This window comes from Wandonia haliotis (assembly GCF_039523435.1).
In the GTDB taxonomy this organism is placed as follows: Bacteria; Bacteroidota; Bacteroidia; order Flavobacteriales_D; family Crocinitomicaceae; genus Wandonia; species Wandonia haliotis.
Map to the genome: position 1 here is coordinate 532,122 of NZ_BAAAFH010000011.1, position 26,413 is coordinate 558,534.

Genomic DNA, 26,413 nt, shown 5'->3' on the forward strand with positions numbered 1-26,413 from the left:
TACTCCAATCGGAGTTGTATTTGTTTTAAAAATAAATTAAACGACAAAAAAAATCGTTTTATCCATTTTTTATTATATTTGATCGCAACTAACAATTACAACTTTATGACACTTATCTTTTATTTGTACTCAAACTTTTTGTTTCGAAAACTTACTTCTTCAAGACTAAACAACCTCTATTTTCAATAACCCGTAAATCCTATTATTTTGAAACGAGTAATTATTGTATCTATCGGAGAAGCTACTCCGGGAATTGCTAAAGCACTCTCTGAAGCGTTTAAACTGAACCATGAAATCCTGGTTAAAATGTTATACAATGCACCTACCGTATTTCTGGAAAATGCTGAAGAAGAACTTGCCGAAAAGTCAAAAAGCATGCTTTCCGAACTCGGACTGGAAGTATTGGTTCAGGATATGTCGGAAGAAGCTCCTGCACCTTCTGCACCTGTTGATATTGCTGTCTATATTGAAAATCCTGCACAACTTACGCTCGTCAACAAACAGCTATCGGAATTTCTCGGTTGTAAAGAAAGTGAATCATTACAATTGCTTTTAAACGAGCCCAGTGTTGTTTTAGGTGGTGTTTCTATGGCTACAGCCGAAAGTCTTCAAAAACGTCTGGAAGCCGAAGTCATGGCCAGTAATCCCAAAACAGATTTGTATACGCTTGAAATAACGGAAAAAGATCCATCTATACGCTCTGCTATTCTTTCTTTACTGAAAGACCAAAAAGTAGTCATTCAGAAGGATACTGAAAATTGGATCAAAAACATAACGTTTGAACAGTTAAACACGGTTTTATCGCGTTATAGAACACAGAACGGAATTCGCATTTACAACCAGAGCTTTTCCAGATATACAATCCTGTTAGAGAACTTTGATCTTAATTCAGAAGAGCAAACTACCTTTCTGAACAAAGAAATAGGCATGCCTGCCGAATCTCTCGCTGAAATTCATGCCAACTTACCCGTAATACTTGATGAATCTGTCAACTACAGCATTTTGCAAAAAAAGCTTGCTATATATCAAGAAGCCGGAATTCAATGTACTGAAGAACGCATTCCATTTGGAAAATACAAAATAGCTATCAGCAATATAACCGATACAGAAAAGACAGGGGAACTATTGGAGAAATTCTTTTCCGGTATACAAATCGGTGAAACAACCCAACGCTGGAAAGCACCGCTCCCTTTGGACAGTATACTAAGTCGGTTTTTAGAAAAGCAACTGGAGTACATCGGATGCGAAATTGAACACGAATACTAAAAAACAACTAATATGAGTTCTACTACCACAAGTAACCTGCATCTGCATGTAGCGGAACAGGGAAAAGTTCTTGCACTGAAAAATGATCACAAGGAAGCTTTACGGCATTACAAAGAAGCATTAAGAATGTGTCAGAATGATGCTAACTCAGAGGTATTCCTGCAACATTACAGTCTTTGTGCCATGGAGTCTCTCGAACGCATGCAGGCATTTGAGGATGTTATTGCCTTTTGTGATAAAAGTATTGATTTTTTAACTGAAAAAAAGACGGAAAGAACTGATGAATTATTCCGTAAATACCTTGCATCTCTTTGGGAACGAAAAGGTATTCAGTATACATTTTTAGAAGATAAACAAGCCGCTGTTTTCGCTTTCGGACAGGCATTGAAAGAAGCAGAAGACTTACTTATGCCCCTGAGCAAAGAAATGTTATCCTGGTTACAACGCGGTTATACGATAACTGATAAACAAATTCGTGACCTACAAAACAAACATTCGTATTTCACTGTACGAAAAGAAAATGTCAATGAAAAAATAGCTATTCAGCTCCCGGAAATGATTAACCCCTTTTAAACTAAAAATCTATGAGTAATTTGACTAAATTCAGTGAAGGTGCTGCCATTCTACAACAAGTGGATGTCAGCGATATCTTCAAAAATCTGGCTTTAGGTATTGCAGAAGCGCAGCAAAAGCTTGATGACAATTCCGTTGCCCAGGTAATCCGGCTTTCTCAGCAACAAATCAATGGAGTATCACTTCTCCAACTCGGTTTTGCTCCTGTTTTTTATGCATTTCAGTATGCTGACATCAGTGCCAGCATCAATCTGAAAATGGCTATGAAAGAATCTATGGAATTTGGTTTTGGTTTTGACCTTTCCATTGCTAATAAAAAAGGATACAAAGAGTCAGACCGCCAGTTTATCAGTGAGAATAATCACGAAGAATTTGCTCAGGAATTTAAAAGTTCCCGCACACTTACTTTTAAAGCCAAAGAAAGAAATACAGTAAAGGTAGAAAATAAATCTTTCCGTCTGAAAGAAGACCTTCAGGCTCTTCACAGAGTAGAAGATCTGGAAGACAGTATCGTTAGTGAAACATCTGTTGATTATCTTATACGTGAAGTACAATCCGAAAGTATTCGTGAAAACAGAAGTGAAGGAATAGATATCTGGTTAGAAGGTGGTTTTATACGTATTGAAGAAGGTCTGGCTTACAAGAAAAAGACACTGGGAGTACTAAAAATCAGAGATTACAATGATGATGATGTAGATCTTGAAGGGGACGGTTCGAATGATTTTACTATCTCCGGAAGTTTCAATGATACAGTTGATCTGGCCCGTACGGAAAATACGGGTACCGTTTATGGAGTCAGACGAGACGGAACCTTCTTCAAATATGATGGTGCAGCATGGGTTGAAATCAGTAGTACTTTACACTTTCTGCACGACAACATTCGAAATACATCCGGACGCCCCAGGGGTCATGAGGTCGTGTATGGAAGTTCGCTCCGGTACGGAACTGAAACTCCGCCGCTCACGCATCACGGAGGGGGAACTTCGTGGGAGAATCATGCAGACCATGCACTAATACATCGGGCTTTACGGGTTATTAACCGATACGACTCTTCCGCTGTAATTACGGTTACAGGTTATACAGACGACAGTGGTTCCGTTAGTTACAATGAATCTCTGGCAATGCGAAGAGCAGAATCTGTAAAGAATCATATTTTCGGAAGTTCTCCTGCTGTTCGAACAGTACAGGGTACTGTCAGCGGTGGTGGAACAACAGATGTTAATAAGCGAAAAGCTACTATTACACTGGACGCAGATTATATCGTTTTTATAGATGGAAACATTACAGAGGACGCGACTCCTGAAAAGTCTTCCAGCGGTCCTAATAAATTTATTCATCTTCAAACAACTCCTGTTGCCAGCGGCTTCCATATTCTGAATGCGAGTTACGGAAATATAGCACTGGAATACACACAAGACTCCAGCTTTGAGCAAATCCTCACGTATGTTGGCGAGCAACTTGAACATTATTCTTCCGAAACCCGGGAAAGCAGGCATTATTTCCTTCACAATGAATCTATTATGAAATTTCATCTTTTCTCGATGGATTCCGAAGATATTTCCATTGATTATTCCAGAGAAGAAAGTCTGGATACCAATGAAACGGAGGATACCTTCATGTCAGGAAAAACAATGAACTCCTCATCTATGGCACAAGAAACCTTCAAAGATGTTTCAAAAGATAATACGTTTGCTTTAGGAGCCAATGTTGACTTCCGGATGGCAAAACAATTTGAAATGTCCATGGAAGGAAATGCCTCGATGTCAGCTCGCTTAGTTGCCGTTCCTGCGCCGGAAAGCTTTCTGAACTTTGTACAGAATACTTTCGTTACAACAGATTCTGATAACGAATAATAACGAAGAACCAATATGCCTGCTCTTGACACTGTACAAAACACGTTGACCAACTCTCCCCTGTCAACCATGATTGAAAAAATGGGACTTTCCGTTGCGAATGCTCAGGCCGCACTGGATAGTAATTCCATCGAAATGCTAAAAAAAATGGCCACGACCAAACTCACGATTGGAAGTAAAGAAATGAATTTGATTAACCTTGGGTTCGTTCCCAGTTTTTACACCTTCACAGAAGCCAGTTTCGAAGCAAAAATGGAATTTTCTCTTTCAGAATCTATCTCTTATGGTGTATCAGGAGAAGTTTCTGTAAATACAGAAGTTGTTTCAGCCAGTGTCAGTGCTCATTTTGCAAGAAAATTTGAACAATCGGCCTCCGCTTCTTCCAGTATTGCAGCCAGAATGGTATCTCTTCCACCTCCTGAAAACCTGATTGAGATGTTGAGAAATCTGGATACAGAAGAAGACAATGCCTGAATACTTATAACAACATAAAACAATTAACTATGTTTGGAAACAGAAGACCACGGATAGGACAAGAACTCCTGGACGTACCAATGGGCGACATGATTCGCCAAATGGCTTTTGCGATTGCTGAAGCCCAGATCCAGTTGGATCAAAACTCAATTGATGTTGCTGAAATGATGGGTGGTTTACGCACCATAACAGATGATTTGGGTAATGTTACTTTTGAAGATAGTCGTGTCTTTTTCGGGAACGAGCTAGTCCAAATAAATACAGCTATCGCTCTGCATAACAGTAGTGAGGATGTACTATTGAAAAACGAAATACGTAAAGCGCTCGGAGAAGGTAACTACACCCCAAATCTTGAAGTACACACGGATCAAGAAATACCCAAAAACGAAGACATTTCTACAGATGAAGCCCTTACTTACAACGGAATGATTTACATCAAAAATGAAGGTGGAACATCAGATCCGGCTACTGCTATATCCTTTGCCAGTTTTCAAATCGCACTAAAAGGATCTATTAATCCTTCCAACGAAATCTCACTTCCCCGACGAATTTCTATGATGGAACTGGGCTTTACCCCTACTTTTTATCAATTTGTCGATACAATAATTGAAGTAAAAATTTCGATTAAGTATACCCAGGAAGGAGAAATCGGTTATTCACGTACCACTAATAATCGTTCTTCTTCTGCGAGTCTGGGAATCGGTTTTGGCCGTATTAAAGGTGGAAGATCCGTTCAGACTTCACAGGTTAATGCCACATACTCTCAGAAATATAGCTACTCTGCGGAAGGTTCAAGTCTGTTGCGTACTAAATTGGTTCCTATTCCACCACCCGCAGTACTTGAGCAGCGAATTCAAATGATGCTTGAACAGGAAATCATAGATCAGGAAAATTCTAATTAATTCTATTCATCAGGCAGCTATCTCTTCAGGGATAGCTGCTTTAAAGCTCTACCAGTCGTATGCGTAATGTTGGTAAAGAATTACTTAATGCACCTTTTCCCGAATTAATACAAACACTTGGTGTCGGTATAGCCGAAGCCCAGTTCGCTCTGGATAAGGTATCTATTCGGATGGCTCAGCTAATGGCTGGTTTTAAACTGGATGAAGAAGATAACCTCGTCCGGGATGAAACTTCCCTGATTAAGCTGAAAGAGGGCACCCCCGGTATCAGTTTACTGGCACTCGGTTTTACTCCTACGTTCTATCAGTTTGTTGAAACACATATAGAACTCAAACTTGCGATCTCTATGAAAACCGAATCCGATGTCGGAGTCAGCTCAAAAGTAAAGGGAACAGCCTGGTCGCCATTCGGGGTTGTCAGTGCTTCCGTTAATGCGAGTTATTCGCAGAAATACCAGTACGAAGCCAGTGGAAGTTCAGAAATGAGAACAAAACTGGTAACCGTTCCGGCACCCCCGATGTTCGAACGACGATTAAAAGAAATCATGGACGAATCTGCTGCAGAAGATCTAAATCCGGATCCGCAACCTGAATAAAATTCTATGGCAAAGAGTTGGAAAAAAATTATTCAGAAAGATCCTTCCCCTCCTTTGGAAGAAGATTTGTCCTGTGAATTGGTTCAGCCTACTCTTGATGAAATTGCTGCACAGCATAAAGAGTTAGAACAATTACTTCAAGAGCGAAAATCACTTGAGGAAGAAATGAATACCCTTATCGACTCGGGTATTTCAAGCGAAGATACTGATCCCAGATTTTCCGGAACTATTGAATCTTTTGCAAACAAAAGAAAAGCAGAACAAAAAAGAAGATCTACGAAAGAAAAACTGGAAAAACAGCTGCTTACTAAAAATAAGGAGCAGGAAAAATGGGAGCGTAAAAAACAACAACTCAAAGAAAAGGTATACCAACAAAAAAGGCAACTCAAAGATAAAATTGAGTTTCGACAAAAAATCAGCCCTCAAAAAGAGAAAGACCTTCCGTTTAACCGACCCGATCATTCAGAAAGATCTCCGGAAAGACAATGGTTTGGTGTAGATTATGAGAAGAGAAAAAAACAAAACAAAGTTGTTCAAAAAAGAAAGGTACTTGCCCGAAAAGAAAAGACCAAAATTTCTTTTAACCGCCCATCCGAGAAAAAATCACCGGATTTATTTGAAATCAGAGATGCAAAGAAATTAAGTCAAAAATTCAGTTTCCCAACCCAAAAAAGATCTGTCAGGCAAGCAGAACAACCACTTAATCGTCCAAAAAAGAAAAACAATAAAATTCCTTATTTGCGTGTTCGCTCCACTTCGATAAAGGATAAATGGGAGGAAAAACATGATAAAAGAAGAGAAGAACTACAACAACGAGTTGTTACTCCTCGTGTCATACAAACCTTTGATCCTCCTCTTCGCTCTTTTTATTCGGATAAAAAACCGATAAGTCCAAAGCAGACAACAAAGCCCTCTGATTGCAAAAGAAAGTTCAAAAAAAGAGAAGATTTCTTTTACGACCAGCAGCGAAAAGAACAATTGAAAGAACAGTCTTTGTTAGCAAAAAGAGCTGAGCGGGCACAAGAAGAAAAGGAATTTCTAAAGAAAGAAAAATTGAAACTAAAAGTCAAAGAAAAATACAGTTAAACTATGAGCCAATCAGGATATAACTCACTTGCACTTCATGAAATACTTCTCAGTATTGCCAACAGTTTGAATGAAGCACAACATACACTGCGTAGTATGCCTGCTTATGACGAATACGGAAGACCCAACACCTTATATCACCTCCCCTATCTTGATTTCAATCTGGAAGTCGTTTCTTCATTTGAATCAACAGAAAGCACAATTCCGGAAGATACCTCAAAGCGAGTGACTTCTGATTCTTTTTTACGCAAGGAATCTTTTGCTCAATTACCTTCCGTTAATGCGATTCGGTTTATTCCCTACAGGAGCACTGAATCTTCTTCCAAAAATACGGGATCCATTACCAGTTCTATTTCCGGCAGATTTGTAGCTGTAATGCCTAACGAAGGTCAAAGACAAGTTATTATGACCTATTCAACCGAAGTAGCAGGACAAACTGATCTGCATATCGATTATACCATCACACTTCGGTTGGTCTATCCTGACAATACGCCTGTAGCCGGACAACGAATTGAACTTAACTTTGATGAAATGACCAGTTCTGCTATCAATTCCACTCTGCAAGTAACTGCTCCCATATTACTGAATAGTAATGATGGATTGACCAATACAGAAGGAGAGTTCTCTTCCACCCTACGTTTTGACAAAGATGATTATTCCACCGGAGCCACTTTTGTCTTTGTAGCGAACAGTGGAACCCAGTTTTTATCAATAGCTATTAGTAAAGATTAACACCTGATCATGATCACATTCAAATATATAAGTTTCACAATTAAACTAAACGATGCACAAAATGCTCCTGTTAATGATTTGGCGCTCTTTGTGCAGTATTTCAATTTTTCAGAACAAAAATGGATTAACATCTATCGCTCTATTGTATCCAATGGCACCTTTTTTTGTAGAGGAACAGTATCTTCTACACTCAAAGACCGACAACCTTTCCTGGAAGCGATTCAAAAGGGGTTAATGCTCCCCATACGTATTGTTCCCACGCAAAAAATATATGATAGTAAACAGAAAGAAATTATAGGTATGACTTTCGATCATTTCTACAATCCGGAGAATGATATACTGGAGTTCGATTTTGGATCCATGTGGCTTATGCCGGAAAATAGCATTGAAAAATATGCAACCTATCATGACTTTGTAACCATTGCTTCTCTGTATCCACCTGAGTTAACTTCGGTTAAAGAAAATACAGATGATATACCTATCAGATCAATAGACGGCCAATATGAAGAGCAATTGAATGAGTGTACAACTAATCTTCAAACAGTTACATCTCAATATGAAAAATTATATTCAACCCATCAAACATTGATGCGCTCTAATCAGGCAACTCTTATACTAAATGAGGAATTGGAAGGTCAATTATCCAGTCTCAAAAACGATTTACGGGACCAAGAACTTCAAATTCAAAAGTTACAAGATACAATCGCAACATTATCAGCAGAAGAAAATCCCACAGAGGGAAATAAACTTATCCCTATTAATTCTCTATACAGCAACATACTAGGACAAGTTGAAACGGTCAATAAATCAACCGAAAACTCTGCATTTAAACTCTCCAATCTTTCATTAAAACTAAAAGCTATTATTCAGAAAGACGGAGACAATCTCAGTGCTTCATTACTGGATTCGTCTCTGTCTGATACGATAAATGGTAATTCTATCAGTGAGCTTTCTTTCGAAATTACTCCAACACAGAATCAGAATCCAGCGACTACAAAAATACCTGAACTGAGTGGGTTAACAGAAACGGCCGTGCGAAGAGTACTGCAAAGTATTGGTCTACGACTCAACCCTGTATATCAGCAGAATCTCAATGTCGTTCACGGAAGTGCTTTCAAACAATCACCCGAACCGGGTACAACTATACAGCCCAATCAATTAGTAACCGTAATTTTCAGCAAACATGAGTAATTCTAATAATCCGGTAAAACTATTCAGCGAACTCCTCGGGGGGCCACTAGGTGAGCTTATCAGTAGTATTGGTAAAGGTGTAGGAGAAGCACAGGCTGCACTGGACGAAGGAGCACTTCGCCAAACACTTGAACTATATAATAGCGAGAAAGACAGCGAACGTTCAGAAGAAGAAATGAAACTACTGAACCTTATAAGAAGTATGGGATACCAACCCACCTTTTATACGATTCCTGAGACAGAGGTTGAAGCCCAGATTTCATTATCAATGGATCTGAATTCGGAACAGACGGGTATCGTTGGAAAACATCCACTTTCCAAATATTCCGTTAATGCTATTCCTGTCAACGCGGGAAACGTTAACCGTTATAACCTGCAGTCCAATGCAATGGCTAAATTAAAATTTAAGATCGTTCCCGTTCCTCCCCCTTCTTCTGTCCCGGAAATGCGCATCGTTCCTGATCTTATGCATCAGAAATGGAACGATGTGAAAGCAATACTACTCTCTTTAGGGTTTGAAGTACAGTTTCAGAATCAACTGGGAGAAATTTTGAGTGAGGAGACACTGGAAGAAAAGACAATTACAGCCCAAAGTATTCCGGGAGGAACAATAAGTACAGTCAATACTATTCTAACTCTTACTTTTACGGGCTAACTACTTACCGGGGAATTACCATGGGTCATCAGGATAGGAGATGCAGATGGTCTTAATCAATTCATTATTGCCAATGGCATACTAAATGATAATTCCCCGGAAGCTTTACACCGGTTCTTATTGTACTTTGTACAGATTCCCGTTTTTGGTGGTAAATTTACTTAGCTTTCCTTTGGTTACAAGTTTTTCCAGTTGAATCTCCGCATTTTCTCTTGATGCACCGGACAACACAGAAAATTCTTTTGCTGTAAGTGTCGGATAAATCGAAAATAAGTCGCTCCATTCTTTTCCGTATTCTTGTTTCTCTCCCTGGAACAACTTCAGGACAGATCCCTCATATACCGGATAGGGTTTTGAACCATATACGCGCTCAACAGCATTTTTATCATCTATAAAAAAGATGGTTGGGAAACCTCTTACTCCCATTTCGCGCGCTAGTTGTAAGTCCTCTTTAAACAATTTTTCTGCCTGGCCTCCTTCATAATCAGTCTTTAAACGCTCCACATCGAGCCCTGTTTTTTTCGCTGCCTGCTCCACGTACTCCCATTTCGTTATATTCTTCTTTTCCAGAAACAACAGTTCTCTTAACTCACGTAAAAACTTCACTGCCTTTGTCTCATCCTGCATTTGAGCTGCCTTAAACGCAATAGACGGAGGATACGAAGAATTAAGCGGGTCTTCTAACCATACATCACCATCGATAGGCATATCGTAATACACACTAACCTCGTCCCAGTGGTGAGCCACATCAGAAGGCTTACTTATCCCCCCGCTGTTATAACTCCAGTCAGGAAGAAGTCCTCCCATTCTGTATTCAATGTTCAATGCATAACCGTATTCCAACTTCAATTTTCTTAACTGTGGTTCTATTCCCCAACAAGAAGAACAAATAGGATCCGTGAAGTAAACAACACGCACGGGTTTGGTTCCTTCATTTCTGGTATCAATCTTATTTTCTGAAGTTTCCGGTCCTGTTTCACACATTCCGGTTTCAATATCGCACAACAGTGGATTCTTCTCTTTTGTATTTTCCATATTTTCTTTATTTGACTTATCCGTTACTACCTGTCCACTACAACTGTTCATTGTAATTAAGAACAGAAAAGCACTCATTATTCCTTTTATTTTCATATCCTACCTCTTTCCCGTAAAAGCATAAAATATCGCTTTTGATGCATTATTCAGTTATCTTTGTACAAAGATAGGCTCAGACAGTCATACTGTCAATTAGTCAAAAATTTATGACCACCCATGAACACTGATAATCAAAACAATTGCCCCGCAGAAAATGCAATAAAACTTCTTTCAGGAAAGTGGAAACCACAGATTTTTAAATTAGCGGTCGAACAGCCGATTCGTTTTAATGCTTTATTACGTGCCTTACCCGGAGCAAGTAAACAAGCAATCGCTACTGCTTTAAAGGAATTGGAGGAGGCAGAAATACTTGATAAAATTACCATCAATGAAAAACCTTTGCATATTGAATATCATTTAACCGAAAAAGGAAAATCAATTATCCCTGTTTTTCAACAACTTGAAACAATTTTCACAAATACGACAGAATCTGATTAATTTTTTTCGTATTTCGAGGTATATTCTAAGTATTAGTACATAATTTCTATTTTGCCCGGCAAATCTACTTTGACAACCTGCCTAAGGTCTCTATCTTTCTCTGTAAAGAATACATAAAATTCATGTTTATGAGACTTTATCTTCTGAAAAAAGCAGATTTGTTATTCGGAATCAATCATTCAAGAGGTTATTTTGGTACATCTGTTAAAAATGAATATGCAACTGCTTCTGCTTACGAGGATGTTCTGCAACAAACCGAAAACGCAAAATCGCTTAACAACCAAATTCTTCATCTACCGGAAGGATTATCTCTATTTTCAAGTAACCGGAAAACCATACGAAAAAAGTATGGCCGACCTGTTTTCCATTTACACTCGCTTCCGTTTCAAAGCAAAATGGAAATCTTGTTTTTTAAACAAACAATTGAAAGAATACGTATTCATATAGAATGTCACCTGTACGAAAATCGTCTGTGTATGGTCAAATATAAATTTCCCTATGCTGACGAAAAACAAAGTACAGCTATCCGAAACAAAATTCTATCAGACTATGGTTATTCGGATGTATCAGGGGATGTATCGGTAAAAGATGATCTTCAACAAGTTCTGTATATAAAGGGTAAATTTGGGTTGGAAATCAATTACATAAACCTTAACAACAAGGTATTCTCTAACTTATTATCAATTGAATCAGATACACGCATAGAGGACACTCAATTGCACAAAGCTATTCAGTGGCTACACCTACAAAAGAGTTAATGTGTAGTCGTTATTTCTATCATAACGACTACACCATCAATCTTATCAGTTTACAGTAATCTTATCTTTGACATCGACTTTAGTCAGAGCAATGTCTACAACTTCTTTCATTATTCTTACATAATGAAACGTAAGTCCTTTCAAATAATCCGGCTTGATCTCTCCGATATCCTTTTTATTCTTCTCACAAAGAATGATCTCTTTAATATTGGCTCTTTTTGCCGCCAGTACCTTTTCTTTAATCCCACCTACCGGCAACACTTCTCCACGAAGTGTTATTTCTCCGGTCATCGCCAGATCTTTCTTCACCCTTTTTTGAGTAAACAATGACGCAAGAGAAGTTAACATTGTAATTCCTGCCGAAGGTCCGTCTTTTGGAGTCGCTCCCTCCGGAACGTGAATATGCACATTCCACTTATCAAACACCTCGGGTTTAAGATCAAACCATTTTGCGTGAGCTTTCAAATACTCTAACGCAATCACGGCCGACTCTTTCATCACATCTCCTAGGTTTCCTGTAAGTGTCAGTTTTCCTTTACCCGGTGTCAGTGATGATTCAATAAACAAAATATCACCTCCGACCTGAGTCCATGCCAATCCCGTAACAACTCCTGCTACTTCATTGGTAATAGAACGGTCTTTTTCTCTTCCAGGCCCTAATACTTTCTCTACTTCTTCGGCAGTCATCTTAGGAGTAAACTCTTCTTCCAACGCAATTTGCCGGGCACGATTCCGAACAATTTTAGCTACTACCTTATCCAGTCCTCTGACACCTGACTCATTTGTGTATTCTACTACCAACTTTTCTAGAACAGATTTAGTTAATGACAGTTGTTTTTTATCAACCCCATGTTCCTCCAATTGTTTTGGCAGCAAATGCCGTTTGGCAATTTCTACCTTTTCTTCAATCGTATATCCGTTTACTTCTATCAGCTCCATACGATCTCTTAACGGTCCCTGAATAGTCGCCAGATTATTTGCCGTAGCAATAAACATCACCTTGGAAAGATCAAACTCTGTCTCAACATAATTATCGTAAAACGAACTATTTTGCTCCGGATCAAGAACTTCCAGTAAAGCTGAAGAAGGATCTCCGTGGTTACTTCGTCCTAATTTGTCAATTTCATCAAGCACAAACACAGGATTAGCTGATTCGGCTTTTTTAAGACTTTGCACTACCCTACCAGGCATTGCTCCGATGTATGTTTTTCTGTGTCCGCGTATCTCTGATTCATCATGCACTCCACCAAGTGACATTCTCACGTATTTTCTCCCCAGTGCTTCGGCAATTGATTTCCCTAAAGATGTCTTTCCTACTCCCGGAGGACCATAAAAACAAAGGATAGGTGATTTCATATCTCCTTTCAATTTCAGAACTGCCAAATACTCCAGAATACGTTCTTTCACCTTTTCCAACCCGTAGTGATCCCGATTAAGAATTTTATCAGCCCGCTTCAAGTCCAGATTATCATCCGTATACTCATTCCAGGGAAGATCCAAAAGATTATCCAGGTAGTTAAGCTGAACTGTATATTCAGCAGCCTGTGGATTCATACGCTGTAAGCGATCCATCTCTTTGTTAAAGAGTTTGTTTACGCGTTCATCCCAGTGTTTTTTACTCGCTCGCTCCCGCAAATCAGTTACATCCTGCTCCTGAGGATTATCTCCTAATTCCTCCTGAATCGTACGCATTTGCTGGTGCAGAAAATATTCTCTCTGTTGACGGTCCATATCCGTCTTAACTTTCTGCTGAATCTGATTTCTCATATCCAGCAATTGGATTTCGAAAGAAAGGTGCTCTAAAACTAACTGCGCACGTTTCTTGATATCCAATTCTTCCAACATTCCCTGTTTCTTCTCAACATCCGCATTCATATTGGATGAAATGAAGTTCACCAGAAACGTCGGGCTTTCAATATTTTTAATAGCGAATGCTGCCTCTGAAGGAATATTAGGCGAATCACGGATAATCTGCAAAGCCATATCTTTCATCGATTCATACATCGCTTCAAATTCACGGTCATTTTCTTCCGGCTTAATTTCCGGTAAAAATTCAGCGGTAGCTTTCAGAAAAGGTTCCGACTCTAATGCTTCTTTCCATTCAAAGCGTCTTTTTCCCTGAATAATAACAGTTGTCGTACCATCCGGCATCTTCAGCAAACGAAGAATCTGAGCCATTGTCCCTACCTGATAGAGATCATCAAACTCAGGAGTTTCCTCGTCCTGATTTTTCTGAGCCACTACCCCTATAATTTTACTCCCCTTGTTTGCTTCCTGAATAAGACGGATTGATTTATCCCTTCCTACGGTAATAGGAATTACTACTCCCGGAAACAGCACATTATTTCTCAAAGGAAGAATAGGTAATACTTCAGGTAAATCCATTTTCTCCATCGCTTCCTCATCATCACTCGTAATCAACGGAATAAACTCCGAGTCCCCATCCAGCATTCCTGTAAAATTTATTAATTGATCGTTCTTGTCATTCATATTGTCAAAAGGCCTACGCCAAATTGTCAGTTAATACTTGTATATACTTCTCCACCTCAATGATTATCTATATAACCATTGAGAACACATAAAGTTTCAAGATTCATGCCACTAAGAAAAAACTGAAATTTTGTCTTATTTCAATTCATACAGATAGGTTAGAACCGATTTGTCGGCAGCACTTAGTGCAATGCCTCTTCGCTGCATCATATTTTCAGCGGTCTCAAACACTTTTTGGAGATCGAATTTTACCTCTGGTGCTGCTCCCCAGGCAAATGAAGGAATGTATTTTGGAGGAAATTCCGCACCAAATATATTAGCTGAAACCCCTACAACTGTTGCTGTGTTAAACATTGTATTGATTCCTGATTTTGCATGATCTCCCATTAAAAGTCCCAGAAATTGTACATCTGTCTGAACCATATCCTGTTTTTCGTAGGAGTACACTTTTACTTTTCCGTAATTGTTCTTCAAATTTGAACTATTCGTATCAGCCCCAAGGTTACACCATTCTCCGATAACGGAATTCCCTAAAAATCCATCATGTCCTTTATTGGAATATCCGATAAAAATGGAATTTGAAACCTCTCCTCCTACTTTACAGTGTGGTCCAAAACTGGAAGCTCCGTACACTTTCGCACCCATTTTCAATGCTGCATGTTCCGCAAGAGCCAACGGTCCTCTAACCATTGCTCCTTCCATAATTTCAGCCTCTGTACCAACATAAACGGGTCCGTTAGTTGTATTCAGAATCGCCCCTTCAACATAGGCTCCTTCTTCCAGAAAAACAAGTTCTCTCTCGCCTATTACCGTATTGGAAGAAGAGAGAGATTGTGATTTTCTTCCCTCCGTATGAAAAAGGAAATCATTTTTCAGAACTTTCGCATTCTCCTGAAACAAATCCCAGGTATTCTTAAGTATTAACAACGGTTGATTCACTGCTATTTTCACTTCAAAACCGTGCTTATAGAGACCTTTTCTTGCGATCCAGTCGTGTTCTGTCCGCAATTCTTCTCCAACTTTCAAGTTAGACACTTCTTTTGCCAGAGATTGATCCGGAATAGCAGCAGCATTGATATGAAGGTATTCCGTGTTTTCATCTGCCTTTGCGTATCGCTCATTCAAATACGTTTCCGTAGCAAATACACAAAACTCGTTATCATCTCTTCCCAATAAACGTAACCAACGCTCTCTGTTCGTAAACAATCCCATTCTCAATTCCGAAAGAGGACGTGTGAGCGTTAATGGGTTGAAGCGCTTGTGTAGTTCGTTATCGTGAAAAGCTAAATGCATACTATCTATTTGTACAATTATGGGTTAAAGATACATTATTCCGAAAAGTGTACCGAGTAAGTGGTCAAAAATTGCTAAAAACAAAAAGCCCCGATAAAATACCGGAGCTTCGTGCTATATTGTAATAAACTCTTATTTCTTAAACTTACCGTAACGCGAGTTGAATTTGTCAATACGTCCTGCAGTATCCACAAACTGAACTTTACCTGTAAAGAAAGGGTGAGAAGTATGAGAAATCTCCAATTTAACTAGAGGATACTCATTTCCGTCTTCCCATGTTACTGTTTCTTTCGAAGGTGCACAAGAGCGGCACACGAACGAATAATCATTCGAAACATCCTTAAAAACTACTAATCTATACTCTGATGGATGGATATCTTTCTTCATCTCTTTTAAATTTCTTAATTCTATCTCCGTGAAACGGACTGCAAATTTAGTGTTTTATTTCTTACAAAATCAAATATTCGCAAAAATATTTTTTTCATACGATTTATCAGTAAAATTTGTCTTGAATTCTAGCCGAATTCATCTCCTGTTTCACTTTCTGTTTACTACTTTGCAAAACAAATACATTTTCACATGAAAAAGCAAGATTTAGAAGCAAATTTCCATTCTTTACTTGGTAACTATTCTTCGGATTTGAATTTCATAACAACGAATCTAACTCACCTCATCACTGCATATTCGGAAAAAAGCAGATACTATCACAATCTGGAACATATTACAAGTATGCTTTCTGAACTGGAAGAAGTTATATCGGATGTTTCTTCTCCTGACACCGTACTGTTCTCAATTTATTACCATGACATAATCTATGATCCGAAAAGAAAGGACAACGAATACCAAAGTGCATGTCTGTGTAGAAAGGTTCTGGATGCAACTGACTTTAAAGAATCGGCTGTCTGTTTCCAACAAATTATCGCAACGAAAGATCATTTATTGAGTACTGATTCAGACACCAATATCTTACTCGACATTGACCTTTCTATTCTTGGTAAAGAAAAACGTATTTATACAGAATATAGTTCTCAAATCCGAAAAGAATATGCGATGTACCCGGATTTTTTGTATAAACCGGGACGAAAAAAAGCACTACTTCACCTCCTTCAATCTGACTTTATTTATAAAACAGATTATTTCAGGAATAAATACGAGGATCAGGCCAGAAAGAATCTGGAAGATGAAATACTTAGTCTGTAAAGCAATTCCAACGATTTTATTCCTATTCTACTACTTTTTTAGTATCTTCATTGTCTAACATATTTGATATGTCAACAAACCATAAAATTTCCCGGCTTACTTTTGAAATCACCTATCCTTTATCTCAAAAGGAAGCCACACAGCAACAAAAACATCTTGAAAAGATGTCACAACAGGAAATTCCGGAAATGCTTGAACATATTTTCAATACAATTCCTGATATAGACAACCAATCTCTGGTTTTGGATCACCTTGAAATTGATTTAGAGGAAATTGACTTTGTTAATTCCAAAGCTGTCTTCCTTGAAAAAATAAAAAAAACAGTCAAAGAAAAACTTACCGAGCTTCAGCGTAAAAACTCCGACTCAAAAGAAATGGTCAAATCTTATCAGGATCCTGATCTTATTTTATTCATTCTGAGAAACGGACACTTACCCTGGTGGGCTGATCACTTAAGTTCATCTTCTGTAAAAGAGATTATCAATAACACGGCATTACTGGAGAGTAACGAGTTTGTACAGCGCCTCTTTATTGAGTTGAACAATAACGCTTCAATCGTTCGATTTATAAGATATTTCAAAGGGAATCCGCTTGTTTTATTCCTGGAAAAACACGTACCGAAGAATTTTATTTCCGGAGAAATCATGTCTTTTATTCAACAACTTGATCCTGAAAAAAGCGAGCCTCTTTATTCCGCCTTGATTCGGTTGATTGCAAATACGAAGTCGCAGCATACACTCTCTTACAGTATTCGGTTTCTTCATTTATTACTAAACAATTCCCCTTATACAATTGCTACCATCTTCGAAAAAAAACTTGTATCAATTTCTTCTCTCTCCTTTTCTAAGGAAGAGACAGATCATTTTTACGCAGCTATACAACAACCGAATTGTCTACTAGAAATTGAAGACGATAACGATACTCCTGAACTAAACGAGGATGACTTTACTCACAATAGTATGGTTTCCAAAGCGGGTCTCATACTTCTACTTCCTTTCCTTCGAACTTTCTTCGAAGCAACAGACCTTGTCTCTGAAAATAGATTCCGATCTAAAACCGATCAACATTATGCCGTTTACTTACTGAATTATCTGGCTATAGGAGAGAACACTCTCCCCGATGAGCATTCTTTGTTAATGGAAAAATTACTCTGCGGCATGGATCTGAATGAGGTTCTTCTTCCCTTTAACGGGCTACGAAAAGGACATGCTGAGGAATGCGAATTTCTGTTGCAGACCGTAATCGAACGGTGGAAGGCACTAAAGAGCAGTTCTCCTCAGACCATCCAAAAAAGTTTTTTGAGCAGAAGTGGTTTTTTGAGCAGACAGACCGATGGAACCTGGCGATTATTTATAGAGCGGGAAACAATTGACCTTTTACTGGATAAACTTCCATGGACCATTTCTATATCCCGGATTCCATGGACTACGGAAATGATTTATACCGAATGGTAAAAGTATCGTATAAACATTCTACTCAAGAAAATCTATACAATACTTTTTATCTTATCCCATTTTCACTTTAGGTAGCAGCTACCGAAATAACTGATCGTGTTCCGTTTTGTAATACGGCTCCTGTTCTCAAATCAACAATATCAAATGTATAGTAGAAGCTGTCGACTCCTCTAAAGAAACTCAACGGTTGATAATATATAGAAGTGACAACGCCTTCGTTCAATACAACACCCGCTACTCCAAATTGGGTTGTATTCCCGGGATCATTCGGATGATTATAAGTATTGATCATACCAACCTCCTGCGAACCTACTACAATAGAATCGGTTGCATAAGGTTGTTTTACCCCGTTTTTATTCACCAGATACAATCTGATTTGTTCAGGTGAATAACGATTCGTGTCATATTGAATAGCTTCTTTGATATCTATAATCACTTTTCTGGTCTCAGCATAAAGTGCCTTACTTTCGGAAACTCTTGTTGTTGAATCCTGTGATAACATCATTTTCGAAACAGGTTTCGCATATGCATAGTCTCCAAGACTGTAAGATGCAATATAGGGCTCTGAAATAGCCGGTATATTCAATTCACTTTCCATTGTAGGTGCAGGAATTTCATCGCAAATGCAATCACAATCAATATAGTAAGGCAGTGTAAAATCAGCGATTACCTGGTCCGGTTCTAAAGCATTTGTTGTAACAGGTCTGGTCACCTGATCAACCGGAACACCGCTACCCAGAGCTAATTCTACTCTAGCTAACTGTAATTTCTCGGCTTCAAGATACTGCATCTTCCTCACTTCTTCAGTTGATTTTACCGGTTGATACTTTAATCTCGCAATATCCACATTGACTTGTTTCAGCCTTTTATTAATTCCAATTGCATATTCTCTGGAAGGAACACTAACTTTTACCGGATCCCCATTTACAACCATAATGTATGTTCCTCCTTTCGGAACTCCAGCCTGGTGAGAAATTCCCGGGTGACGTTTTATGAAATTAGAGAACAACTTGATGTCATTTTGTGTGAGATATTGAATACGGTATTGATACGTATAACTCAGCAGGGTTAACCCGCGGTATTTCCCTCCGTAAATCAGGTTTCTGAATACGGTATTGTTTTCAGAAAAATAAGATGAAATCGTAGCGTATAACTCAGAACTATTGTTCAGTTTTAAACTTCTTTCTACAAGATCCAGAATTTGATTTTGAGCAACAGTAACATTGATTGCATATTGTTTAGCACTCAAATAGGTTTGGATAAAGCCATCTTTATCATCAGGCTTTGTACCAGTATACCCAAAATTAAAATCAGCCAAATCAAAAGGTAACATTTCGGTTGTGAGTGTATTCACACTTCGTGCCAACTCAAGTATATTCGTTGAAAAATATTGGATAGCTTCCTGCATACTTCTTCTTTGTGCATAAACGGGTAGTATCAATTCCTGGGCAGCATATTCAACTCTTGTTTCTGTTACTTCCTGCTGTTTAGAAGTACTGTTCCCAAGGTTACTATCCACTCTCATCGATTCTTTCGAAGGTCGCAACATTTCTCCAACCTGAGGTTGTATAACAGATCCCTTATCATCTGCCCCACTATCAGCCTGATTGACTAATGAAGAGAGAAAAGAAGGCATTGGTTTCAATTCTACGCCCTTCCTTACTACTGCAATTTGGTTAAACAATCGGTTAAGATCATTTTTTAACTCCGTACTGATAGTTACATATTGACTATGCAAGTCTGTAAAATTACACCGCTCCTTTATATCTTCCAGAGAAGGTCCTGACAGCCTTACAGTAATGTACTTAAATGGCAGATTAAACCTTGAACGCAAATCTTCCAGTTCCTGCTCTACTGCCACATAGTTTTGCCTGATTGCACCTTCTATTCTCAAGAAATTATACTTGTCCGTATCATAGTATAGCGGAGTTTCTATTGGTCCTTCATCACTGATCTGGACAGAATCCTGATTTTCATACGCCAAGGGACGTAACCCTTTTTTAAATAAGCATTTCTGTATAAACTGGTAACTCCAGTTTTTTTCCAATGTCCCTAATCCGCCTACCGGTTCATTTATTGAATAGTAATATGGAATAGAACGCAAACTCAAAGGAGCTTGTTTTTCTACGCTTGGTGTAATCAGTACAGGTTGTCCAACTGTTGAGGGCGGTATGGGGGTTGCTGAAGGGTTATTTATGAGATTCAGATTAAATCGTTTTGTCATCAACACCATACGTTTATGCAACATAATGATCTTATCCAGTATATCCTTTTTTTCAACTACAGCCGGTGAAGGAGCAAAGTAATTTCGATATTTCCAGGTTTCACACTCTTCATTACTTCCCATTATCTCCCCCAATAAAAGGTGTTTGGGGAAACAACTCATATCCGGACAACACTCCGCCATTAATGCTGTAGCTTCTTCACAAAACTCATCATAAGCCAGTATCAGGTCTTTTATAAAATCATAAAAGTATTGTACGCCCAGGTATCGTGGTCCTGTGGATTGTTGATTCAGGAAATTAGTCCAGGTTACATCCGGTAGCCCGGAAAAAGGATTCGTTCCTCCATAAACAGGTGCCAGAATACCTGCAAAATCAGTATACGTTTGCCGAAGTGCTTCAAACAAAGCCCTGTATAATGTAGCATTAGAAGTAGAAAAATCGCTGATAAATCCATCTCCCTGAATCTGATTCACATAGTTCTTTGAGAATTCATTGTAATCCGTACTCTGCGGAGTAGACGGTTCAAACCGGGGACGACGAATGATAAACCGGGGAAGATCATACCCGGCATTCTCACCTGTTTTTGGTGCACACGTTCGCGGAATTATTTTCTGAATCAGGTCCGTCTTACTGACCAGTAACTTCCGAACAATAAAATTTCTGTTCATGCCCCGCTCATCGCAACTTCTCCCCAGACAGCTTTTCAAATCAGCATCCAACACCTCCAAAAATAATAGAACAACCTTATCATCAAGAAAACCGGAAGGCTCATTCAGAAAACTCGTTGTAGTACCATCTTCTATATCTGCATCAACTGAAAGAATTTCGAATAAATTCACATCCTGAATTTTTGTAACAGGATCTACAAAAGGTCCGTATAATACTCCGGATGGTAAGGTATACGTTCTGTATCTGTTTATTTCACAATCTCCCAATGACAGTAAAAACCCTTCGGAAGAAACTCCCAAACCTCCTGAGATATTTAGCAAAGGCGGATTAGATGTCGTATTTAGCTTCAACTCCAGACCACACACCACACCGGAGCCAATTAACTTGACGCGGGTTAATCTGTTTTGTTCATCAAGATATGTAACCATTTGGTTAAGCTGCGAACTGGTTAGTACCTGATTTCCTTCAAATACAGGATAACTATTTGTTAACTGGCTCATAATTCTCTTTTTAATTTGTTCCTAAACTTGTTCTGTCCAATACAATTGTATTTTCACCTATCGTGTCTTCTATATCGCAATCGTGAAGTAATCCTTTTGGATATACACTTCTCAATCCGTCAATTACTTCTATCAAATCCGCAAGTGCTTTATTAAGACTTAGCGTATTTTTGTTTTCTTTACTATTCTCTACCAACCATTTTTTATAGGCTTTTTCAAAACGTTTCATTTGCGGGTAGTCAATCCAACAGATATTGGGCACTATGTGTGCCGGACATTCTAATCTGAATGTTCTGTCGAAAAAAGCTCTGAAATTCTGGTTACTGAACCTACCTTGCCAGGAAGGCAGGACCACCGTAAGAATAAAAGAATAGGGATCATCTGTTTTACAGGAAGTACAATCTGCATCCAGATTGACTGCTAATAATCTGTCCTCTACATGCACCTGTCTTTCTGTTATCTCAATAGTCGTTTCTACAGCATCACCTGTCAACAGACCAGTCTGATAGATCCCATCATTTAAACCGTCTTCAGAACCTGTTATTTCTAAAGGATAACCGGGAACAAAAGCGTCTACATCCTCATTTACAATACAACTTGTATTTGTTGTAACCGCTGTAACAGAAATACTTGTGTAATATTCTATTCTTCCTGCATTATTAACTCCCGGATCAGGAATAGGCTGATAAAGTTTCAAAGCAGTCTCAGTACCTGTAAAACTAGCATTTAAGACATCGAACTCCTTATCGTTTACTCCGTTATCTGAATTATTTATCCAGATCTTTTGTATAGGGGTAAATTCTGCTGTTACATCTCCCTGTACTAAAACCGTATTCAAAACAGCATCTATTCCAGTGATCTCTAGTTTTTTCCTGAATCGAAGATTTCCATTCGTTGTCAAACCTGTTTCCAACCCGGGTACATTCACTCCAAAAGGGAAAAACTCCTTTTGATTATTTTTAGGTCGCAATAAAATATGTTCAACCATGTGCATCCCCTCGTGGGAGAAAAATGCCGATTTCATAAAACGAATCATCTGTTGAACAGCAAATTCGTCCGCACCTCCGGTAACGTATACAATTGATGTAGCATCTTCGATACGCGTAATAGTGAGTTCTTTGGAATAGTCTAATTCACCAAGGTTTCCGGAATCATCATTTATAATCTCGTTCACCCATATTGTTGTACGATCATTAACCGGGTTATATAAGATGTCCTGAATTGTATATTCCCCGTTATTATCAGTTGCCCCCACAATACTGAAAACATCTCCGATAAATAGTTTCAAAGCCAGATTCTCTCCGTTGATTTCAAATTGCTTCCTCTTTTTATTTGCAGATGAAATAGTAAAACCTTTTTCTTCAAAAAAGACTGTTCCGTCAACCTGCATTCCCGGAATTATCTCCTGAACAGTAATGGCAATCTGAGCTCCCAATGCTTCAGCTGTATCCACCGTATAGGTTCCGTCATTTTCCGTGGAACCAATTATTTTAATTACAGCGGTTCCCGAAAAGTCATTTGGATTCTCAATTGCTTCGGCAAGGTCTGTATTGAAATCAAACATCTCACTGGTTCCTATTACCTCTCCACAACTATCGACCACATGGAAGTAATAAGGTTCAGGAGCCTGAGGATCAAAATCTGAAAAACGGTAATTGTAACGATAAGTGGCTCTTTCTGATAAGTCAAAAAGTGAGTGGTCTATTGAATTCGTTCCAATATCAACCAACTCACTTTCGTTCTGAGTATTATACAAAACAACACCTCGTGGAAGTGTGTCCTGTAATACAGGTGCAGCTGTAAAAGTAATTACTGTTTCAAACGCACCGGGAGTCGGTTCGTTTATTGTAATTGTTTCAATTGTATATTCTCCGTTATTATCTGCTGAATCAGAAATAATAACCACATCTCCTATCTCCAGATATTGAGACAAATCTCCTCTGACAGTAACTCCAGAATTCACTGTATCTACAACCAGAATACCAGCTGATGATTTACACTTTCCATATCCTATGTACGGACCTCTTAAAATCGGGAAATTGTCAGTAGATCCTTCCGGGAAATGATTTACAGTATAATTCAATAAATAACGTGGTGGGTCCGGCGCCATATCAGCACTGATACTTCCTATGTTATAATAATTGAAAAATGGAGATAAGAGGTTATTTCTATTCGACTCCGGATTATCATAATATTGCGCACTAAATATCGTTATCGCCTCATTTACAAATAAGCCAAATGTGTTTGGATCAGGTGCTGTCGCAAATTCATCACTCCACGCCAGAATTTCACCGTCACGACATAAAATTGCAATTCGGTAGGTTCCCTCTTCCTCAACAATTGTGTAACGCGTTTGATCAACCCCATTTACAATCAATTTCTCAATTGCCTGATTCGTATCAGCTTCAGTTAAATAATCAGTTACTGAAAAAATTTCATTCCCGGATAAAGTAATCTTGTAACTAAATCGTAAAGGATCTACGGGCGAAATTATTATTTGAAATTCTGGCGAAAAACTAAGGTTTACTCCTTCACTTGTATCTATTCCTGACAGTAACTCTACTCTTCTTTCAACTCCGGGAACATTGTCAACACTCCATATCTCACAGGGGCTTTCATAGTTAAACGCTGTAAATCTCCCTCCACTTATTTCGGGGTATTGATCTAGAAAATTCAGTTTATCCACCAATAATTCCGTAGATGATTTTTTTCCTGAGATTTTATAAACCAGCAATGCATAGTCTGTAAATTGTTCCCCAAAACGAGCCATTAAATGGTTCAGAAAACGATTTCTTCGTGTATCAAACCCTCGCTTTCCCTCAGTTATACCCTGTAGATACTCCGGATATTCCAATGGATCAATCAAAACATCTTCGATATCAGGAACTATTCCCTGCAAGCTTTGTGAATAGTAAGTTTTATCGATAACAAACTCACCATTCTCATTTCGTTCTCCATTCATTGAAAATAGCTCGCCAATATTGGACAATTGAGAAAGGTAATCCGCCAATAACTGATCAAAGAACAACAGGAATCCTTTCAACTGCTTCGTTTGTGCTTTTCTTAATTCAGTCATACCGGCAGGTAATCCCTCGGAACCAACACCGTATACTAATGGAAAATCTTCCTGAATACTTTCGTAGCCAGACAAATCTCTGTATGTTCCTTTCGGAACAGGTATATCCAGTAAAACATTATGCAGTTTTTGTGGTCGCTCTTCCCGAATTTGATTTTCAAGCAGGGCATTTACTTCCTCGCTGTCTGCAGAATACGGCAACTCATCCTTCAGGAACGTAAAATTGGATCGGTTAACACTTAATCTCGGAACATAGTTTTTATTAAACGCTAACTTCAGACACCATTTTACACTTTGAGACTTAATTCCCTCTGTATTATCCAGGGGTATATTCGCAATTTGTAGTCCCCGCACTGCTTCAACTCCGGGAGTATCCATAATAATCTGAATAAGATCAGAAACATGAATAGACTCACGGATACCGGAATTTATCAACTCTTTATCATCAATAAATCCATGTTGTAAACGGGGACCTTCAAAAATTTCTTCCGAACGATAGCCCTTATCAAACATTTCTTCCAGCGTGTAGAAGTATACGGTAGGAGAAAGAAATTGTCGTATTGCGAAAAGTATATTTGCTTCTACTTCTTCAACAACTGCATCTGGAGATATAACAATATCACCACAAACAGCGATTTCCTCCACTTTAAGAGCACTGATCCTTATAAAGTCTTCGCATAGATTCCGTGAAGCCATCAATTTTCTCCGAACTTCTTTCACGATCTGTAAGACCTTTTTAACCTTACGCTGATACGAATTGACGAAACTCTCCGGATTATTTGTATCAAACAACAATGTATTTAGTTGCTCCTGAATACAAGTTGTATTTACAATTTCATTATTCCTTGTTATTACAACCAGTACCTCATCCCCTTCGATCCGATACTCTTCAACACGATATCCCGAAGGAAGACCTTCAAAACTCATTCTGAAATTAGAAATAGCCGAACCAATCGCTTCCGGGTCATTCCAATCAATGTTTTGGTTATCCCATCGGGGAAATTCTGCGTACACAAAGATTCTTACTCCACATAAGTTCACATCAAATCCTACTGCACCACAATCAAAAACACGAATGCTCCGTTCAATTGTATTTTCATTCAAATCTCCCAGGTAGTCGCAGGTTCCTAATTCGAGTAAAACGTCATATAATGGTCGGATATTTATCTGATCCGGTTGTGCAGGGTTTTCCGGTTCATAACTTAATTTGTTTTCCGAATAATTTGTATAAACCGGTATTTCGTTAACGGGAACCATCTGAATCCATGCATTCTTCACCCCTGCAACCGGACAGAGTTTATCAGAAGGCGTCTCCACTTCAACATCAATCAAAACCTTCCGGAAATCATTAAATGTTACCGGGTTCATTGGCAAAATCTCCCTTGCTGAATAAAAGTTTTTTAACCATGCAGATCGGGGATGCTGAGCAAGGATATCAGGTACAGAATAAGTTGTACGATATCCCAAATCGGTAATTGCATAACTCAGTACCTCAAGAATCGTTACTCCGGGATCACTCAAATTATAATCTGTCCATAGTTTCCCGGATAAACGTTCCAGATACCGTAACCCTTCTTCCCGGAGGAATGCGTACTGCATACTTTCAATTTCCGGTTGCTCTGTTGATATTGTTATACTCTCCGCCATGATTGTCAATTGGTTTACATATTACTCTCCTGCAACTCTTGTTCGGAATTCATTTTTGTTGTTTCGGTATTTACCTGAGCACTTGCCTGTGAATGAATTTTCATAATCAATGTATACACCTGATTATATGGAAGGTTTCCCAACGACTTAATAATTGTATTCACCTCGTTTACAGATAATTTCAAATTTACTTCTTCCATA

The 26,413-nt window shown here is 38.6% G+C and carries 21 protein-coding genes; 14 read left to right on the forward strand and 7 right to left on the reverse strand.

The window, feature by feature from the left end; translation table 11 throughout:
• Positions 1 to 207 precede the first annotated feature (207 nt).
• Genes ABDZ97_RS10680 through ABDZ97_RS10725 form a run of 10 tightly spaced genes read left to right on the forward strand, consistent with a single transcriptional unit; the run spans position 208 to position 9,328 of the window.
• Positions 208 to 1,266, forward strand: coding sequence for a hypothetical protein (locus ABDZ97_RS10680; RefSeq protein ID WP_343787418.1), 1,059 nt, complete (start codon positions 208 to 210; stop codon positions 1,264 to 1,266).
• Positions 1,267 to 1,278: 12 nt separating this feature from the next.
• Positions 1,279 to 1,839, forward strand: a complete 561-nt coding sequence (locus tag ABDZ97_RS10685) for a hypothetical protein (RefSeq protein ID WP_343787420.1) — start codon at positions 1,279 to 1,281, stop codon at positions 1,837 to 1,839.
• A gap of 11 nt (positions 1,840 to 1,850) precedes the next feature.
• Positions 1,851 to 3,692, forward strand: coding sequence for an OmpA family protein (locus ABDZ97_RS10690; RefSeq protein ID WP_343787422.1), 1,842 nt, complete (start codon positions 1,851 to 1,853; stop codon positions 3,690 to 3,692).
• A 15-nt stretch (positions 3,693 to 3,707) separates the two neighbouring features.
• The gene (locus ABDZ97_RS10695; protein ID WP_343787424.1) at positions 3,708 to 4,166 is read left to right on the forward strand and encodes a hypothetical protein; all 459 of its coding nucleotides are present in this window, start codon (positions 3,708 to 3,710) and stop codon (positions 4,164 to 4,166) included.
• A gap of 29 nt (positions 4,167 to 4,195) precedes the next feature.
• Entirely contained in the window at positions 4,196 to 5,068 is an 873-nt protein-coding gene (locus ABDZ97_RS10700; protein WP_343787426.1) for a hypothetical protein, read from the forward strand.
• A 59-nt stretch (positions 5,069 to 5,127) separates the two neighbouring features.
• Entirely contained in the window at positions 5,128 to 5,664 is a 537-nt protein-coding gene (locus ABDZ97_RS10705) for a hypothetical protein (protein WP_343787428.1), read from the forward strand.
• A 6-nt stretch (positions 5,665 to 5,670) separates the two neighbouring features.
• Positions 5,671 to 6,750 carry a hypothetical protein gene (locus ABDZ97_RS10710; protein WP_343787430.1) on the forward strand — a complete coding sequence of 360 codons (1,080 nt, stop codon included), beginning with the start codon at positions 5,671 to 5,673 and terminating at the stop codon, positions 6,748 to 6,750.
• A 3-nt stretch (positions 6,751 to 6,753) separates the two neighbouring features.
• Positions 6,754 to 7,482, forward strand: a complete 729-nt coding sequence (locus tag ABDZ97_RS10715; RefSeq protein ID WP_343787432.1) for a hypothetical protein — start codon at positions 6,754 to 6,756, stop codon at positions 7,480 to 7,482.
• Between the two features lie 9 nt (positions 7,483 to 7,491).
• Positions 7,492 to 8,673, forward strand: a complete 1,182-nt coding sequence (locus ABDZ97_RS10720) for a PASTA domain-containing protein (RefSeq protein ID WP_343787434.1) — start codon at positions 7,492 to 7,494, stop codon at positions 8,671 to 8,673.
• Positions 8,666 to 9,328, forward strand: coding sequence for a PASTA domain-containing protein (locus ABDZ97_RS10725; RefSeq protein ID WP_343787436.1), 663 nt, complete (start codon positions 8,666 to 8,668; stop codon positions 9,326 to 9,328). The genes ABDZ97_RS10720 and ABDZ97_RS10725 overlap by 8 nt, the downstream gene beginning before the upstream one ends.
• Positions 9,329 to 9,445: 117 nt before the next feature.
• Here ABDZ97_RS10725 and ABDZ97_RS10730 read toward each other — a convergent pair whose 3' ends face one another.
• Positions 9,446 to 10,363: a DsbA family protein gene (locus ABDZ97_RS10730; protein WP_343788031.1), complete on the reverse strand. Its 918-nt coding sequence runs from the start codon at positions 10,361 to 10,363 to the stop codon at positions 9,446 to 9,448.
• Positions 10,364 to 10,579: 216 nt separating this feature from the next.
• Here ABDZ97_RS10730 and ABDZ97_RS10735 point away from each other — a divergent pair, with 216 nt between their 5' ends.
• Complete coding sequence (locus tag ABDZ97_RS10735) at positions 10,580 to 10,900, forward strand: winged helix-turn-helix transcriptional regulator (protein ID WP_343787438.1); 321 nt, start codon at positions 10,580 to 10,582, stop codon at positions 10,898 to 10,900.
• 128 nt (positions 10,901 to 11,028) lie between these two features.
• Positions 11,029 to 11,658 carry a hypothetical protein gene (locus ABDZ97_RS10740; RefSeq protein ID WP_343787440.1) on the forward strand — a complete coding sequence of 210 codons (630 nt, stop codon included), beginning with the start codon at positions 11,029 to 11,031 and terminating at the stop codon, positions 11,656 to 11,658.
• A 45-nt stretch (positions 11,659 to 11,703) separates the two neighbouring features.
• Here the strand turns inward: ABDZ97_RS10740 and lon are convergent, their stop codons facing one another.
• The 3 genes from lon to ABDZ97_RS10755 all read right to left on the reverse strand — a co-directional run bounded on the left by lon (position 11,704) and on the right by ABDZ97_RS10755 (position 15,828).
• Positions 11,704 to 14,148, reverse strand: a complete 2,445-nt coding sequence (lon, locus tag ABDZ97_RS10745; RefSeq protein ID WP_343787442.1) for an endopeptidase La — start codon at positions 14,146 to 14,148, stop codon at positions 11,704 to 11,706.
• A 135-nt stretch (positions 14,149 to 14,283) separates the two neighbouring features.
• Complete coding sequence (locus ABDZ97_RS10750) at positions 14,284 to 15,441, reverse strand: GlmU family protein (RefSeq protein WP_343787444.1); 1,158 nt, start codon at positions 15,439 to 15,441, stop codon at positions 14,284 to 14,286.
• Positions 15,442 to 15,573: 132 nt separating this feature from the next.
• On the reverse strand, positions 15,574 to 15,828 hold the full coding sequence (locus ABDZ97_RS10755) for a type B 50S ribosomal protein L31 (RefSeq protein ID WP_343787446.1): 255 nt from the start codon (positions 15,826 to 15,828) through the stop codon (positions 15,574 to 15,576).
• 192 nt (positions 15,829 to 16,020) lie between these two features.
• Here ABDZ97_RS10755 and ABDZ97_RS10760 point away from each other — a divergent pair, with 192 nt between their 5' ends.
• Positions 16,021 to 16,641 (forward strand): HD domain-containing protein, encoded by a 621-nt coding sequence (locus ABDZ97_RS10760; protein ID WP_343787448.1) that lies wholly within the window; start codon positions 16,021 to 16,023, stop codon positions 16,639 to 16,641.
• Positions 16,642 to 16,709: 68 nt separating this feature from the next.
• Entirely contained in the window at positions 16,710 to 18,095 is a 1,386-nt protein-coding gene (locus tag ABDZ97_RS10765; protein WP_343787451.1) for a contractile injection system tape measure protein, read from the forward strand.
• 67 nt (positions 18,096 to 18,162) lie between these two features.
• Here ABDZ97_RS10765 and ABDZ97_RS10770 read toward each other — a convergent pair whose 3' ends face one another.
• Genes ABDZ97_RS10770 through ABDZ97_RS10780 form a run of 3 tightly spaced genes read right to left on the reverse strand, consistent with a single transcriptional unit; the run spans position 18,163 to position 26,412 of the window.
• Entirely contained in the window at positions 18,163 to 21,489 is a 3,327-nt protein-coding gene (locus ABDZ97_RS10770) for a hypothetical protein (RefSeq protein ID WP_343787453.1), read from the reverse strand.
• A 10-nt stretch (positions 21,490 to 21,499) separates the two neighbouring features.
• A complete protein-coding gene (locus tag ABDZ97_RS10775) occupies positions 21,500 to 26,212 on the reverse strand; it encodes a hypothetical protein (protein ID WP_343787455.1) in 4,713 nt (1,570 codons plus the stop codon).
• 14 nt (positions 26,213 to 26,226) lie between these two features.
• Positions 26,227 to 26,412, reverse strand: coding sequence for a hypothetical protein (locus ABDZ97_RS10780; RefSeq protein ID WP_343787457.1), 186 nt, complete (start codon positions 26,410 to 26,412; stop codon positions 26,227 to 26,229).
• Position 26,413 lies beyond the last annotated feature (1 nt).